Origin of the sequence: Streptomyces sp. NPDC051561 (assembly GCF_044454195.1) — a bacterium.
Taxonomy (GTDB): domain Bacteria; phylum Actinomycetota; class Actinomycetes; order Streptomycetales; family Streptomycetaceae; genus Streptomyces.
Genome location: NZ_JBITDM010000030.1, coordinates 58917 through 72866 on the forward strand (window position 1 = coordinate 58917; position 13950 = coordinate 72866).

At 70.2% G+C, this 13950-nt stretch carries 13 protein-coding genes and 1 pseudogene; 8 read left to right on the forward strand and 6 right to left on the reverse strand.

What is annotated here, in order from left to right; all coding sequences use genetic code 11:
* The first annotated feature begins 46 nt into the window (after nt 1-46).
* The 3 genes from ACIA73_RS37710 to ACIA73_RS37720 all read left to right on the forward strand — a co-directional run bounded on the left by ACIA73_RS37710 (nt 47) and on the right by ACIA73_RS37720 (nt 2580).
* Nucleotides 47-919 (forward strand): alpha/beta fold hydrolase, encoded by an 873-nt coding sequence (locus ACIA73_RS37710; RefSeq protein WP_399443495.1) that lies wholly within the window; start codon nt 47-49, stop codon nt 917-919.
* A gap of 111 nt (nt 920-1030) precedes the next feature.
* The gene (locus ACIA73_RS37715; protein WP_399443496.1) at nt 1031-1294 is read left to right on the forward strand and encodes a hypothetical protein; all 264 of its coding nucleotides are present in this window, start codon (nt 1031-1033) and stop codon (nt 1292-1294) included.
* A 914-nt stretch (nt 1295-2208) separates the two neighbouring features.
* Entirely contained in the window at nt 2209-2580 is a 372-nt protein-coding gene (locus ACIA73_RS37720; RefSeq protein ID WP_399443497.1) for an STAS domain-containing protein, read from the forward strand.
* A gap of 237 nt (nt 2581-2817) precedes the next feature.
* Here ACIA73_RS37720 and ACIA73_RS37725 read toward each other — a convergent pair whose 3' ends face one another.
* The 4 genes from ACIA73_RS37725 to ACIA73_RS37740 all read right to left on the reverse strand — a co-directional run bounded on the left by ACIA73_RS37725 (nt 2818) and on the right by ACIA73_RS37740 (nt 7065).
* Nucleotides 2818-3885 carry a M20/M25/M40 family metallo-hydrolase gene (locus ACIA73_RS37725; RefSeq protein ID WP_399443498.1) on the reverse strand — a complete coding sequence of 356 codons (1068 nt, stop codon included), beginning with the start codon at nt 3883-3885 and terminating at the stop codon, nt 2818-2820.
* 142 nt (nt 3886-4027) lie between these two features.
* Nucleotides 4028-4351, reverse strand: coding sequence for a hypothetical protein (locus ACIA73_RS37730; RefSeq protein ID WP_399443499.1), 324 nt, complete (start codon nt 4349-4351; stop codon nt 4028-4030).
* A gap of 45 nt (nt 4352-4396) precedes the next feature.
* Entirely contained in the window at nt 4397-6325 is a 1929-nt protein-coding gene (locus ACIA73_RS37735) for a potassium channel family protein (protein ID WP_399443500.1), read from the reverse strand.
* Between the two features lie 233 nt (nt 6326-6558).
* The gene (locus ACIA73_RS37740; RefSeq protein ID WP_399443508.1) at nt 6559-7065 is read right to left on the reverse strand and encodes a nitroreductase family deazaflavin-dependent oxidoreductase; all 507 of its coding nucleotides are present in this window, start codon (nt 7063-7065) and stop codon (nt 6559-6561) included.
* A 253-nt stretch (nt 7066-7318) separates the two neighbouring features.
* Here ACIA73_RS37740 and ACIA73_RS37745 point away from each other — a divergent pair, with 253 nt between their 5' ends.
* The 4 genes from ACIA73_RS37745 to ACIA73_RS37760 all read left to right on the forward strand — a co-directional run bounded on the left by ACIA73_RS37745 (nt 7319) and on the right by ACIA73_RS37760 (nt 10273).
* The gene (locus ACIA73_RS37745; protein ID WP_399443509.1) at nt 7319-8311 is read left to right on the forward strand and encodes a PP2C family protein-serine/threonine phosphatase; all 993 of its coding nucleotides are present in this window, start codon (nt 7319-7321) and stop codon (nt 8309-8311) included.
* 49 nt (nt 8312-8360) lie between these two features.
* On the forward strand, nt 8361-8924 hold the full coding sequence (locus ACIA73_RS37750) for a MarR family winged helix-turn-helix transcriptional regulator (RefSeq protein WP_399443501.1): 564 nt from the start codon (nt 8361-8363) through the stop codon (nt 8922-8924).
* Nucleotides 8925-9100: 176 nt separating this feature from the next.
* Nucleotides 9101-9607, forward strand: coding sequence for a CBS domain-containing protein (locus tag ACIA73_RS37755; RefSeq protein WP_399443502.1), 507 nt, complete (start codon nt 9101-9103; stop codon nt 9605-9607).
* A gap of 3 nt (nt 9608-9610) precedes the next feature.
* The gene (locus ACIA73_RS37760) at nt 9611-10273 is read left to right on the forward strand and encodes a hypothetical protein (protein ID WP_399443503.1); all 663 of its coding nucleotides are present in this window, start codon (nt 9611-9613) and stop codon (nt 10271-10273) included.
* Between the two features lie 99 nt (nt 10274-10372).
* On the opposite strand, the gene ACIA73_RS37765 is transcribed toward ACIA73_RS37760, so the two are convergent.
* Nucleotides 10373-10612, reverse strand: a complete 240-nt coding sequence (locus ACIA73_RS37765) for a sumo domain-containing protein (protein WP_399443504.1) — start codon at nt 10610-10612, stop codon at nt 10373-10375.
* A gap of 789 nt (nt 10613-11401) precedes the next feature.
* Here ACIA73_RS37765 and nhaA point away from each other — a divergent pair.
* On the forward strand, nt 11402-12700 hold the full coding sequence (gene nhaA, locus ACIA73_RS37770) for a Na+/H+ antiporter NhaA (protein ID WP_399443505.1): 1299 nt from the start codon (nt 11402-11404) through the stop codon (nt 12698-12700).
* Nucleotides 12701-12989: 289 nt separating this feature from the next.
* Here the strand turns inward: nhaA and ACIA73_RS37775 are convergent.
* A pseudogene (locus ACIA73_RS37775) lies at nt 12990-13856 on the reverse strand (sigma-70 family RNA polymerase sigma factor); the annotation flags it as partial.
* Nucleotides 13857-13950: the final 94 nt, after the last annotated feature.

Below are 13950 nucleotides of genomic sequence, written 5' to 3' on the forward strand. Positions count from 1 at the left end.
CCGCCACGGTGGCTGCCCGACCCGGGCGCTGAGTAAGGGAGTCTTGGTGAAACCTCTGCGGATCGGCACGGAATTGCCCGTACGGCGCGCCCTGTTGAGCCGCGGCCCGGTGGAGTACCGACTGGACCGCCGAGGGCCCCGCACCGTCGTCATCCTGCACGGCGGCCACATGCGGGCGGGGCTGGCCCTCGGCGAGGAGGTGTTCGCCGCGGAGGACTGCACCGTGCTGGTGCCCTCCCGGCCCGGCTACGGCGGGACACCCCTGACGGCCGACGGCACCCCCGCCGGGTTCGCCGACCGCGTGGCGGAGCTGTGCGGGCGGCTCGGCATCGGTCAGGCGGAGGCGGTGGTGGGGATCTCCGCAGGAGGGCCCACCGCGGTGGCGCTGGCCGCCCGGCATCCCCGTCTCGCGTCCCGGCTGGTCCTGATGAGCGCGGTGGGCCCGCTGCCCTGGCCCGACGCCCGAACCCGGCTGGCCGCTCGCATCGGGTTCCACCCCGCTGTGGAGGGCGCGGTCTGGGGCATCGTAGGGCAACTGCTGCGCGTCGCACCCGGTACGGGGCTGCGGCTGCTGCTGCGCGACCTGACTACCCTGCCCGGCCGGGACGTGGTCGCGGGACTGCGCTTGGACGAACGGGAGAAGCTGCTCGAGCTCTTCTCCCGGCTGAGGTCGGGGGCGGGGTTCGTCAACGACCTCGTTCCCGTACCCGGTCTCACGGCACAGGTGGAGGTGCCCGTTCTGGTGATCGCATCACGGCGCGACGGCTCGGTCCCGTTCGCCCATGCCGAAGCCCTCGCCGCGATGCGGCACGCACAACTGTGGGAGAGCGACGCGAACAGCCACTTCGTCTGGTTCGGCGACGGGTGGGAGGAGACAGCGGCCCGCGTCCGCGCCTTTCTTGACACGCCGGAGGTTTGAGGCACCGGGGCGGGCGGCCTCCGGCGAGGGAACCCTTCCGCTGCCCGGATTCCGGGAACGGTGAAGAAGCTCAGTGATGACGAGCCGATCGTTCAGGGAAGGTCCAGCCCTATGACGTCTCTTCTTCTTGCGGCGGCGGTGCTCGGGTCGTTGTTCATGACGTGGCGAGCGGTACGGTTCTGGCTGGACCCGAAGCAGGCCGATGCTTTCAGAGTGAGGTTCCCCGTCCTGCCGTTCAGCGACGACGCGCGTAGGGGGCGCCGGGTGGTGACGCTGCGAGAGGAATTCCGTAACGACCTGTGGTGGGCCGGGGTGTTTACTTCCGGGGTGGAGGACAGTGAGGTCTGGGCCGTTCCGGTCCGGCTGACTCGGTAGGGGGTTGTGTGCCAGGTGCCCTGACCGACGTTCAACGCCGGGCCATCGCGGACATCGTCGGGGCTTTCGGAGGACGGCAGGGACTGGCGGGTCGGGGTACTGATCGACCGCTCTGTGCCGGGTGCCGGTCTTCCCGCCTTGATGGCGTTGCGCGAGACCCTGACAGTGGCCATCGTGAAGCGGCGTCGGGAGTGACCGCGGAGTTCGGAGCCATGGGAAGCCCGACCCTCGCGGGAGGGGGCCGGGGCCGGCACGGCCACCGCTCCCCCTCGTCGTCGGCGACGGCGACGGCGGGTGGCCGTGCCTTTTCGACCACGGTGTGACCGGACCGCGGGAGTTGCCCGGCGCGCTGCCGCGGGAGCCCAGCACCCCCACGGTCACCGTAGGACGGCGCGGATGGTGCGCGAAGGGCGCAAACGGGCAGAGGGGGCGCAGAGCAGGCGCTCTTTCGGTCAGCATGCGAGCCTCCTGACACGACCATGCTCAACAGGCGAAGCGTGCGCGGCCGCCCAGACCAAACGCCCCATCACTCCAACAGCGGCATGTCACCACCGCGCCCCCAGGTGGCTCCCCCTTTAAGCGCCCAAATCAGTGGCCCCCAGAAGCACCGCCCTGCTGGCTCTACTTCACACCGCTGGAAACAGCGGGATCCTCCGGGCACGGTGCGGTTCCACGTGGATCCCGGTTTCGGTGCGTTCCGGCCGTCAGAGACGGTGGATCACCGCCGGGGAGGCCGTGGTCATGCCGCCTGCGGCAGCGGGTCCCTGCTGGGTGCCGGTGAGACCGTGGTAGCTGACGTGACCGGCCGGCCCCGGTCGTCGGGGTTACGGGAAGTCGGTGGTGGTTTGTACGGCGAGAGGGAGCGCTGCGTGCCTAGGATGCCGACATCGCACCTTGCGGGTCGGGTGGGTGGAGTGCCGGGAAGCCTGGTCGGCGTTGATGCCGTCGCGTCCGAAAGGTATGCCGTGCCCCTGCCCCGCCGGCCCCGCAGGGCTGTCAGCCGGACTGTGCGCCTCCATGGTGAGTTCACTCGCGACCAGGCCGCACGGCTCGGCGCAAAGCTCCGTGCGGCCCTCAACGGTTTCCCGTCGTTCATCGAAGTGGACTTTTCCGACGTCAGCTACCTCAGCCCGGATGCCTGCGGCCCTCTACTGCGGGCGGCTGCCGTCGCGCAGCGGGCTGGTGTGGGCTTCGTCCTCACGGGACTCTCTCCGCATGACCTGCAAACCCTCCGGACGCTGGGTGCCCAGCGGCTCGGTGTCTCCTTCGGCGTGACCCCGAAATGAACCGACATGCCCTCGCAGGACCAGCCGACGGCTCCCTTTGCCCGTCGTCAGGAGCCGGTCGACGAGGTGGTGACCCGGTTCGATGCCCACGCTCGGGCAAGGGCCGTACACAATCGACCACTCCCCGCCCCGGCTACTTTCAGCAGGAGCAGAAGGTCTTCGATGACCTCCAGGCGTCCATCGCCGAGCTCTCCCGGAGCTGAGCTTTCGGCACGGGCAGTCGACGACTTTTCTGGGTCAAGGCCCGGTGCGAGGGGTGAGGCCCGTAGTCTCCGCCGTGTCCGCGGACAGAGTCTGCACGGTGGTGAGGACGGCCAGGGTGCCACGGCGCAGGGCCGCAAGGTCGATGCGGCTGTGGGTGTCGCAGGGGCGGTGGTAGCAGGGAATCCACTCGGTGCGCCCCGAGGGCAGACGGCGCGGGCGGGCTGCATACATGGAGAATCCGCCGACGGGGACCTGCGGTGCCCAGGCCAGGAACCCGGCCAGGTCCGTGTTGACGATGCCCAGCAGGTCACTGGTGACACGAGCGCCCTCGGCGCTGAGCGCTTGGTGGAGGATCTGCTCGATGCGGCCGGAGCCGGGGGCGGGTTGGATCTTCTCGTACTGGTGGCGCCGGTCGCCGGTGACAGACGGCAGGGTCGAGCGGTCGCCGTCCACGAGGTGGTGCACCCCGCCGGGGGTACCGGTCATGTCGATATTGAGATATCCGGCCAACCGGGCGCGCTCCCGTTCGGGGAGGGAGCGGGTGTAGTGGCGGGAGCCTTCGCTGCCGGTTTCCTCGGCACCCCAGAAGGCGAACCGCACCGTTTGGTGCGGGGACGGTGATTGCTGAGCGGTGTAGCGGGCCACCGCGAGGACGGCGGCGACACCGGTGCCGTTGTCATTGATACCGGGGCTGATCTCGGCGCTGTCCAGGTGCGCGCCGACCACCACAACCCGGTGGGACCGTCCGGGCACGTCCACCCAGAGGTTCTCGGTGCGGCGGCCCTTCCTGGTGGTGAACGACTGGTGGTGCACGGCCAGCCTGGCAGCGCGCAGCCGGTCGGCGACGTAGGCGGCGGACGCATCGAAGCCAGGGGTTCCCGAGGCCCGTGTGCCGTGATGGGCGTCGGCGATCTGCTGGAGCGCGGACAGGGTGCGTGCCGCATCGTCGCTAACCGCCGCACGGTCCGTCGAGGACAGCGACGGCACCGGCGCCGCAGCGGGTACGGGCTGGCTACGGTCTGTGGTGCAGGCGGAGGGAGCGAGGAGAAGGAGGAGCAGAAGGAAGGACCGGGCCGGATGGACGGTGGGAAGGGCAGTCATCACCGTCCTCTATAGCCGCTCCGAGCCCCCGCGCTGGGCTCCCGTGCCGAAGGCGGAAGGAAATCCCGTCCGGCAAGGGGCACGGAGCAACGTCATGTCCAGGTGCCGACGAGGCAGGGCAAGTACCTGGCGGGGTGGCACCTCAGCCACTGTCGGCCCGGACAGAGCCGGGCCGGATACCTGCGCGCAGATCGGAGGCGATCATCAGGGCGATCGCCACGCAGACCGCGACCATGCCGATGTACGCCCCGGTCTGTATGGACTGTGCCGAGGCATTGAGTGCTCGTGGGAGCGTCGAGGACAGGACCGAGCCGTACGCGACCACCCCAGCCGCCCCCAGAAGCCGGCCGTGAGCTCGCACCGCCCGCAGCGGTCCGGGGTGGCGTCCGGCCAGCATCAGCATGCCCGGCAACAGGAGCGCCACGGCCCCCGCGAGGAGCACGGCCTGCCCGGCACTCGCACTCATGATCGGTGTCCCCACGGTCCCGCCTTCAATAAATGTGCCTCCATCCTAGGCATCGCCTGGTGCTCTGGCGGGTTCGGGCCTGGGGCCCCGCCCCAGGAGTTCGGCGAGGCCGCCGCGGGTGGTGGCCAGGACCACCCGGTCCTGGGCGCGCAGGACGTAACCGGGGTGCAGGTCCCACACCAGCGAGGAGGGGTGGCCCGCGCCGTCCGTGCCGTGCGGAGAGGCGAGATCCGGGAGTCGGTCCGGTGGCGACGTCGCGTCCAGGGCCAGGACGCGCCAGGCTCCGGGCCGGAAGGTCTCGGCGACCGTGCGGCCTTCGAGGTGCGGATGGCCGGCCACGTCCACGGCGGCGAACAGCAGGACGCGCCGCTCGATGGGGATGGCGCCCAGCACCTGTCGGCCCATCATCGCTCCGGCGAACGCCGGGGCGGCCAGGCTGGAGACACTGCGGCTGCGGGTCAGGGCGCCGGGGTGCGCGGCGCGCAGGGTGCGGTAGACGGCTGTCGCGAAGTCGTCGTCGTACAGCCGCATGGCCACCCGCAGGTCCGGCTTGAGGGACCGGGCGACCAGGACGGCCTCCAGGTTTGTCGTGTCCGCACTGGTCAGGGCGAGGAAGGCCCGCGCGCGGTGGGCCTTCGCGGCCTCCAGTACGCCGTCCTCGGTCACGTCGCCGAGGATCACCGGAACGCGCAGACGGCGGGCGACCGCCAAGCCCCGGGCCTGCGGGTCGGATTCCACGCACACCACGGGAATGCCCAGTTCCCGCAGCCGGGACAGCACCCGGGTGCCGACCTTCCCGAGCCCCAGCAGGACGACGTGCCCGGAGAGGCCGCGTGGCGGACGCCGTGGTGCGGCGCTGCTGCGGAAGGTGCCGAACGCTTCGAGAATGCCGGCGACGAGCAGCGGCAGCAGCAACAGCCCCGAGAACCCGGACAGGATCTGAAGGATCTGCACACCGGCGGGCTCGTCGACCGCCGGGTCGTTGATGGCGAAGATGTCGAGAAGCGTCAGATAGGCGGAATGCAGCGGATGATCGTCGGTGATCTTCCACGCGGCGAGGGTGAGGGCCAGGACGACACCGATCGCCCCCGCCAGGGACCAGCGAAACCGGCGCGAGAACAGCTCACCCAGAGGAACCCCTCGGCTGGTCGCACGGCGCAGGCGGGCCCTGCGGGCACCCGGTTCGGGAAGGTGCGCGAGTGCCTCCAGAACCACCGTGCCCCGGCCGGTGGCCGCGGTCACGGACCGTTCGTCCGGCAGGAGCTGGGGCCCGGCGGCGCCGCTGGCGTCCGATCCCTCGGTGCCCGCGGGGTCCGCCGTGGTGGACGACAGCAGCGCCAGCGTGCACAGTCCGGAGTCGGCAACCTGTCCGCGTCCAGGCGGGTTGCGTTCCACCGCGCGCAGCAGCAGCCCTCCCGCGTGCACGATTTTACTGCTGCCCGCGACCGCCGCCGCGGCGAGCGCGGGCGCGGCGGTGTCGACGTCCGAGAGCACGGTCGTGGAGGCGTCCAGCGCCGCCTGGTCCAGGTCCGGCGCGGCCACCACGGCAGCCTGGTCGAGGAGTTCCTCCAGATGCTGGCCGAGCCTGCGGTTGTAGAGGCGGATGACAAGCCGCAGCCTGGGGTTGAGCCGCCGTGCGGCCAGTGCGGCCCGGATGTTGCGCTCATCGTCGTCGTACACCAGAGCCAGCGCCGCCGCCCCGTCCGCACCCGCCCCGAGCAGCGTCTCCCCGTCCGGCTCCGCCGCCTCCATGACCCGTACGCCGGCGGGTACTTCCGGGCCGGGAGCCGACCCGGTCGCGCCGCGTCCGACCGCCGCGGAGAAGCGGCCGACGAGCGCGGACACCCTTCCGCCCGCAGACAGCGCGCCACCCCCCGAACCGGAGGGAACCACCAGCGTCACACGCTCCGCGTACACACCGCTCAGCTCGACGGCCAACCGCCGCGCCAACGCGTCGTCCCCGCAGATGACCATCCCTCCCGCGTATCCATCCCCCGACGGCCGACGGACGTACTGACTCGGCACTGGCATACGAAGACCGCAACTCCCCTGATCCGCACGGAGCCCGCCCGTCCGGCACGCTCCAGAGGATCTTCCCTGCCGCCGCGGCGGACCACCAGGCTCTCTGTGAAAACTCCGCTCTCCTGCGACCCGCAGATTGCTTCGGTGAGGGAAAGACAGACCGGGCTCTCCCGCTCGGAGTGTGTTCAGTGGGCAGTCGGCTCTTCCTGCCTGGGTATCAACTCCATGCGTACGAAGGGGATCTGTTCACCCGCCGCCTGGAAAGTCTCCGTGCTTCCGTCGGTGGGGAAGCCCATGTACGAGCAGAGGAGGCGCGCGGCGCGGGGGCGCTTCGGGGCGTACTCCGCCATGATCCTTCCGCCTTCGCCCGGGTCGAGGAAGCGGGCTGTCACCGGGTAGCGCCTGCGCCCGACCGTGATGACGGCCTGAGGGCTGTGGCGGAGGTTGCGGTACCACTGAGCTTTCGGGCCGAAGCCGGAGGCGAGGGTCCAGGTCCTGCGCAGCGGGTCGTGCGCGACCACTTCGAGAACGGTCTGGCGTGGCAGGCCCGACGTGCGTCCGGTGTGTGTCAGCAGCAGCAACCGGCCCAGGAAGACCGGGCCGAGGCCGATCCTGAAGAGGTGAACCGGCAGTCGGGCGAGGATTCTGCGGATGCCGGTGGGGAGCTTCGGACGTCGCGGGCCGGGGGACATCGCAGGCAGGGACGACACGGCGCTGACCTCACTCGTGACTCGTGCGGGATGGCGGAACGGGCAGCGGCCTCGATCAGGTAACGGTGAACGGTCACATTGCTTCGACAAGGAAACCTTTGCATAGTCTCACTGTTTGAAGGAGGCATCAATGGGACGGGACAGAGCCGCCAGCCCTACCACCGGGTTGTCCGGAGATGGCGAGGATGCGCAACGGGCGGAGCCCCGGTCGCTGGACCTGTTGCCCTGGGCCGTGATGGCCCTGGTGGCCCTGGTGGATCTGTCAACGGGACCGGAGGTCGGGCTGCTGCCCCTAGTCTCGCTGGGACCCGCCTTCGCAGGGCTCTCCGGCAGTTGGCGGCGCACTGTCGTGATCGGTGGTTGTGCGCTGGTGCTGTGCTGCGTCCTGGGTGTGTACGACGGCCTGTTCCAGCAGGCGCGCGGTTTCGCGGCCCTGGGGTCCGTGGTGGGGGTGACCGCCGCCGGAGTCGCCGCGGCGGTGGCGCGCGGGCGACGGGCGGCGGAGCTCGCGGAGGTACGGTCGGTCGCCGAGGTCGCGCAGCGGGTCCTGCTCCGGCCGGTGCCGCGTACTGCGGGACCGTTGCGGGTGGCTGTCTCGTACACGTCGGCGGTCGCGCACGCCCGGATCGGGGGCGACCTCTACGAAGTCGTCGCGGCGCCGGACCGGGTACGGGTGATCGTCGGCGACGTGCAGGGCAAGGGCCTGGAGGCGGTCGAGACGGCGGCGGTCGTCCTGGGTGCTTTCCGGGAGGCCGCGTACGACGAAGGCGACCTGACCGGGGTCGGTGTTCGGGTGGAGCGGTCCTGTGAACGCGTGCTGCGGGGCGAGAGGTTCGTCACCGCCGTGCTCGCGGAGATTACGCCGGGAAGCGTCACCTTCCTCAATTACGGTCACCCCGCGCCCCTGCTCCTGCGTGCCGACGGGCGGGCGCGCTTCCCCGAGCCGCGTCAGTACGCCCTCCCGCTCGGGCTGGGCCTGCACGGCACAGAGGGGCCCGAACCCTTCCAGGTCGACTTCCACCCCGGTGACCAGATCCTCCTGCACACCGACGGCGTCACCGAGGCCCGCGACCCTGCCGGTGACTTCTACCCCCTCGCCGCCCGCGTGCCCTTGCTGAAGGACCCTGATCCGGAGGCCGCGCTCGACGCACTGCGGGCGGACCTCATGGCGCATACCGCCGGACCACTGCACGACGACGCGGCCATGCTGCTGCTCCGGTACCGCTGACAGCCGACCGGACCGCGGTGCCCCGGGGAGGGCACGGTACAAAGAAGGCATGGTCGAGAAGGCACATGAAACATCAGGTCCGGTAAGAGCGGACGGGGGCGGGAACAGTGAAGCGGGGGACGTCGACGAGGTGACCCGCGCCGTGCTCACGGCCTCACGTGTGCTGGTGGGTATCTCCGCGAAGTCGCTCGCCGCGGTCGAGGACCGGGTGACCCTTCCGCAGTTCCGCCTCCTTGTAGTGCTCTCCACGCGGGACTCCGCCAAGCTCGTGGTGCTCGCCGACCTCCTCGGGGTGAACCCCTCCACGGCGATGCGGATGACGGACCGCCTCATCGCAGCCGGTCTCGTGGACCGGCGGGTCAACCCCGAAAGCCGCCGCGAGACGCTGCTGAGACTGACCGCGGAGGGGCGGCGGCTCGTCGACGAGGTCACCGCCCGCCGCCGCGCCGCGATCACCGAGATCGTGGAGCGGATGGACCCGGGCCGACGGGCGGCGCTCGTCGGCGCGCTCCTCGCCTTCAGTGAGGCGGGCTCCGAACCGCAGGTCTCCAACGAACTGGAGCTGCCGTACCCACTGGGCTGGACCGACCCGCCGTCACGGCACGCCGAATGAGCCGGCCGAGGCGCACCCGACTCGGCCCGCGCAAGAGTCCGAGGGCGCGGAGTGACCTTCCCCTAAAGACTTGCCCTGTGCAAAGATTGCCCGGTGGAGACGCTGCGTGCGATTCCTGGTGAGCCGGGAAGTCTGGTCGGCATCCCTGACCCCGCATGTTCCACACGGGAGCGATCATGCACGCCGGCGACCTCGCACAGCCCTGTACGACCCTGCCCTGGGACTGTGACGCCCTGGAGGCGGCACGGACGCTGGCCTTCGGGACCGATCCCCACCTCGTGCTCGTCGCCGCAGACGGCACCCCCCGACGGGTGCTGCACGGAACGGAGTTCATCCGGCTGGTGCTTCCCGAGTTCGTCGTGGCCCAACCAGGGCTCACCGCCCTGTACGGCCTCGACGGGCCCCACCGCCTGAAGGAGACGCTGGCGGGCCGCCGGATCGGCCCCTGTCTGGCAGCCCCGGCAAGCCGCCCGCTCGTCGTCGCACCGTCGGCCACACTCACCCAGGTGATGCTCGCGCTGGTCGGCAGCGGCAGCCAGCTGGTTGTGGTGGTCAGCCGGGAACGCGATACTGCGGAAGTAGTTGGTGTGATCACCGCGCGAGACCTGCTGGCCCACGTCCTGTCGCCGCCGGGTGGGCAGGGGGAGCCCGCGCTGGAACGCAGCACGCCGAAGAATCCCTGACCCGTGCGCGGACCAGAGCCCCGCGGGCTGGTGGACACGCTCTTCGGCCCGGCGCACTACGGGATGCGCCCGCCGTGGTGGCTGGTGCGCGAGGCCGCATCGGTGTCCGCCGCAGCAGCGACAGCCGTAATTCTCGCTGGCATTGTGGGAACGCTGTCTGCTCTTCCTGCGGCAGCGGCAGGAACGCTTGCCTCGATTGTCCTCTGCGGAGCGCTGCTCTACCTCGCTGTGATCCACTCGGGACGCCTTCTGGTGGGACTGGTGGGCGTGCTCGGACTGATCCTGGCGTTCCACGTGCCGCACGCGGTGGGGGAAGCGGTGCTTGCCCGGCACGGTAGAACCCAGGACGTCGTCGTGACCGCGGTCGCGCACGGCGGTATCCGGGGTAGCGAGGCCACGCGCCGCTACTGCTCGGTCGCGCGGGCCGACGGAACACCGGTGGCGGTGCGGCTGTGGCGCGGGTGCGGGCCCGCCGTTGCACCGGGCGACCGGATCGCCATGCTGGCAGATCCCGGCGGACGGGTCGCACCCCGTGGGCTCAACCCGGCCAGGAGCGCACTGGGCGCTGTGGCGGAGTGCGGGCTGCTGATGTTCGCCTTCCTGCTGCTGTGCTTCGTCACCGTGCTCCGGTCCTGCCGGCTCGACGAAGGGGAGGGCGGGCGCTGAACCGCGCGCCGCCGCCAGGAACGGGCCGACGGTCCGGCGCTCACGCCTTCGCGTGCGCCGTGCCCGCACGCGGAGGGCGCACTGGCACGCGGCCACGCGTCACACCCGGGTGCCTTCCGCCAGGACGATGTCGTTGTCGTCCATCTTGAGTTCGTGCGGAGTGGACGTGGACATCAGCCGGGTTCCTTCGTAGCTGAAGCTGAAGTCCTCGTGGGCCTGCCCGGTTTCATCGGCGTAGCGCTGCACGACACCGTGGAACGGGTCTGTGGTGCTTACCCGCAGAACGGTCTCGTTGCCTGCGCCGTCACTGATGCGCAGGTGTATGTAGTTGTCGCTCATTAAGGGGCCTTCCGTGGAGGAGTGTGGCCGGCCAGGCGCACAAGATCTCTTCCTACCCGCGAGACCGGGCAGGACATGCGCGCGTTGGCCGCTCCGAGGCGGTCGCTTTGCGGCACGGGGACGGTGGCCTGAAGGTTGTCGGCGCAGGCCGTGAGAACAGCTGGTGGCCGACACGGAGCACGGATGAGGGCACCAGCCGCAGCAGCGAGGGCGAGTCAGGCAGCCTCAAGAGCGGATTCCCCCTCCGTCCGGCATTCCAGCTGCCTCTTTCTGTGCAGGGAGGTGGCTGCCGAAGCCGCGCCCGCTGATGGCGGGCCACTGGCTTCCGCCGTCCGCGTGCGGGGTGGGCGGTGCTCGTGTCCGACCGGAATCCATCACGCCGAATGTGACGTGCACCACTGAAGATTAGGTAAAGCTCTTGGTGGAACTGCGCAACTCGACAAGCGCATGCTTCAGCCGCTGCGGAATTCGCCCGCACCCGCAAAGCCAGCCACGCCAACGAGACCACCACGGCCCCGGCGCCGAGGAAGACCGCGTCCGCTGACCACAGCAGCGAAGCGCCCCATGCGGGTCCGCGGGCGCCCGGCCCACGGACCCGCCCGTTACCGGCCCCTCTTCCCGCAGGCAGGACGTGGTCTGGCCGGGGACTCCTTAGCCACATAGGGTGTAAGGAACGCGTCAACGAACCGCCCTCGTCGGCGACCTCAGACGCGCGGTGTGCCGGGAAGTCTGGTCGGCGTCCGGGGGCTCATGTGCCCCGAAACCGACGACACATGGAAGCTCACACCCATGGCTGCCGCCCCCCGCGAACGTCCCCCCTTCCTCGGCCTGCTCCCCTGGCCGGAGCGCAACGCGATCAGCAGAGCCCTGCGGACGGAGACCACGGGCGGCCTGGTGCTCCTCGCCGCAGCAGTCCTCGCACTGATCTGGGCCAACACCCCGTGGAGCAGCGCGTACGAGTCGCTACGCGACTTCCACTTCGGGATACCTGCACTCGGCCTCGACCTCTCCGTCGGCCACTGGGCCTCCGACGGCCTCCTCACGGTCTTCTTCCTCGTGGCCGGGACCGAACTGAAACGCGAACTCGTCGTCGGCGAACTACGCACCCCCGCCACCGCCGCGCTGCCGGTCATCGCTGCCGTCTGCGGCATGATCGTGCCCGCGGCGCTGTACCTTGCAGTCTCCTCGGCCGGCGGCGGCAGCCACGCAGGCTGGGCCGTACCGATGGCCACGGACATCGCCTTCGCCCTGGCCGTCCTCGCGGTCCTCAGTACCCACCTGCCGGCAGCGCTGCGGGCCTTCCTGCTCACCCTCGCTGTCGTCGACGACCTGGGCGCGATCCTCGTCATCGCCGTCTTCTTCACCAGCGGCCTGAACTTCGCGGCGCTCGGCGCGGCCTTCGCCGGTCTCCTCGTCTTCTACGCACTGCAGCGCTTCCGCATACGCGGCTGGTGGTGGTACGTCCCGCTCGGTATCGCCATCTGGGCGCTGATGTACAACAGTGGTGTCCACGCCACCGTCGCCGGCGTCGCCATGGGCCTGATCCTGCGCACCACCCGGGACAAGGGCGAGACCGCCTCGCCTGCCGAGCGCACTTCCCATCTGCTGCACCCGGTTTCTGCGGGCGTCGCGGTCCCCCTGTTCGCACTCTTCGCCGCAGGCGTGAGCGTGTCAGTCGCCTCGCTCGGTGAGGTCCTCACCCGCCCCGAACCACTGGGTGTCGTGCTGGGGCTCGTGATCGGCAAGATCCTGGGCATCTTCCTCGGTACCTACCTCGCCGTACGCTTCACCCGCGCTCAGCTCAACCCCGACCTCGCCTGGGCAGACGTCTTCGCACTGGCGGTCCTCGCCGGGATCGGCTTCACCGTCGCCCTACTGATCGGCGAACTCGCCTTCCCCGACCCCGCAACCACCGAACACATCAAGGCCGCAGTCCTCCTCGCCTCCCTGATCGCTGCAGCACTTGCCGCCCTCCTCCTCAAACGCCGCAACGGCGTCTACCGCCGCCTGTACGAGGAAGAGAACCGCGACGACGACCAGGACGGCATCCCGGACGTCTACCAGCGTGCCCGCGCCGTCGACGGGTGAAGCGTTCCCGTGCGGCGGCAGGCACGCCGGTCCCCTGCCTTTGTTGACGGCAAGTCCTGAACTCTCTGCACGGGACCTGTGACGTCTGGTGCTTACCCGCTACCACCGGAGCTCTCGCGGCACAGGGTCTATTCACACGTCAGCTGAGTGGGTCCAGCGCTCCTGGAGAAGTAGCGGCTTCTGTTCGAATCCCGCATCGGTGTGGGAAGGCTTTTGTGCTCCGTGATGCCCCCGGTCGGCCGGTTCACCGGTCAGCGCGGGTGCTGGGCCTGGCCGGGGGCGAGGGCGGTTACCACTGGGTGATGAGCGGTGCTTCGGGTTCGTGGTGCCTCCAGGCTTCGGTGAGGCGGGTGAGGCGGTGGGGGGCGGCGATGCCGTGCATGGTTGCGATCTTGCCGTTGACGATGTCGAACATGGTGGAGCCGACGACTTGGTCGCCGACCACGAAGAGGATGGCGGGGGTGCCGTTGACGAGTGCGTAGTGGATGGCGGGCGTGCCGCCGGCCAGTCGCCGTTTCGCGTCTGTGGGTTTGAAGCCGGCTCGTACGACGGCTGCGATGCGTTGTGGCGTGTCGTAGCGCAGCAGCGTCGTGGCGAGGCCGCCGGCGCCGTCGGAGATCGCGGTCGCGTCGTCGGTGAGCAGCGCGACAAGGCGTTCGGTGCGGCCCGAGGTGGCGGCGGCGAGGAATTCCTCGATGATTCTGCGGGCTGATGCGGGGTCGACTTCGGAGCCGCCGCTGCGGGCGGCGGTGATGCGGCGCCGGGCCCGGTGGAGGTGCTGTTGGCTTGCGGACTCGGTGATGTCGAGGATCTCGGCGATCTCGGCGTGGCTGTAGGAGAACGCTTCGCGCAGGACGTAGACGGCCCGTTCGACGGGGGACAGGCGCTCCATGAGCGTCAGCAGGGCCAGGGAGACCGATTCGCGCTGTGCGAAGGTGTCGGCCGGGCCGAGCATCGGGTCGCCGTCGAGGAGCGGTTCGGGCAGCCAGGCACCGGCGGTGCGTTCGCGGCGGGCTTGTGCTGAGCGGAGCCGGTCGAGGCACAGGTTGGTGGTGACCTTGGTCAGCCATGCTTCCGGCACCTTGATCTGCTGCCCATCGGCGGCCTGCCAGTGCAGGAACGCATCCTGCACGGCGTCTTCGGCGTCGGTGGCGGAGCTGAAGCTTCCCCGTGATCTTGGACACTCGTCGGTTATGCCGCGAGGGCGTGTTGGTGCCGCTGCCTGGTCTCGGCTGGTGTGAGGTAGCCGA

Bases quoted from the DNA above. Each gene is read 5' to 3' on its own strand.
- ACIA73_RS37740 (WP_399443508.1), bottom strand. From the start codon at position 7,065: ATGTCCCCCGGCCCGCGACGTCCGAAGCTCCCCACCGGCATCCGCAGA.
- ACIA73_RS37715 (WP_399443496.1), top strand. From the start codon at position 1,031: ATGACGTCTCTTCTTCTTGCGGCGGCGGTGCTCGGGTCGTTGTTCATG.
- nhaA (WP_399443505.1), top strand. From the start codon at position 11,402: ATGGCTGCCGCCCCCCGCGAACGTCCCCCCTTCCTCGGCCTGCTCCCC.
- ACIA73_RS37755 (WP_399443502.1), top strand. From the start codon at position 9,101: ATGCACGCCGGCGACCTCGCACAGCCCTGTACGACCCTGCCCTGGGAC.
- ACIA73_RS37750 (WP_399443501.1), top strand. From the start codon at position 8,361: ATGGTCGAGAAGGCACATGAAACATCAGGTCCGGTAAGAGCGGACGGG.
- ACIA73_RS37745 (WP_399443509.1), top strand. From the start codon at position 7,319: ATGGCCCTGGTGGCCCTGGTGGATCTGTCAACGGGACCGGAGGTCGGG.
- ACIA73_RS37725 (WP_399443498.1), bottom strand. From the start codon at position 3,885: ATGACTGCCCTTCCCACCGTCCATCCGGCCCGGTCCTTCCTTCTGCTC.
- ACIA73_RS37730 (WP_399443499.1), bottom strand. From the start codon at position 4,351: ATGAGTGCGAGTGCCGGGCAGGCCGTGCTCCTCGCGGGGGCCGTGGCG.
- ACIA73_RS37735 (WP_399443500.1), bottom strand. From the start codon at position 6,325: ATGGTCATCTGCGGGGACGACGCGTTGGCGCGGCGGTTGGCCGTCGAG.
- ACIA73_RS37765 (WP_399443504.1), bottom strand. From the start codon at position 10,612: ATGAGCGACAACTACATACACCTGCGCATCAGTGACGGCGCAGGCAAC.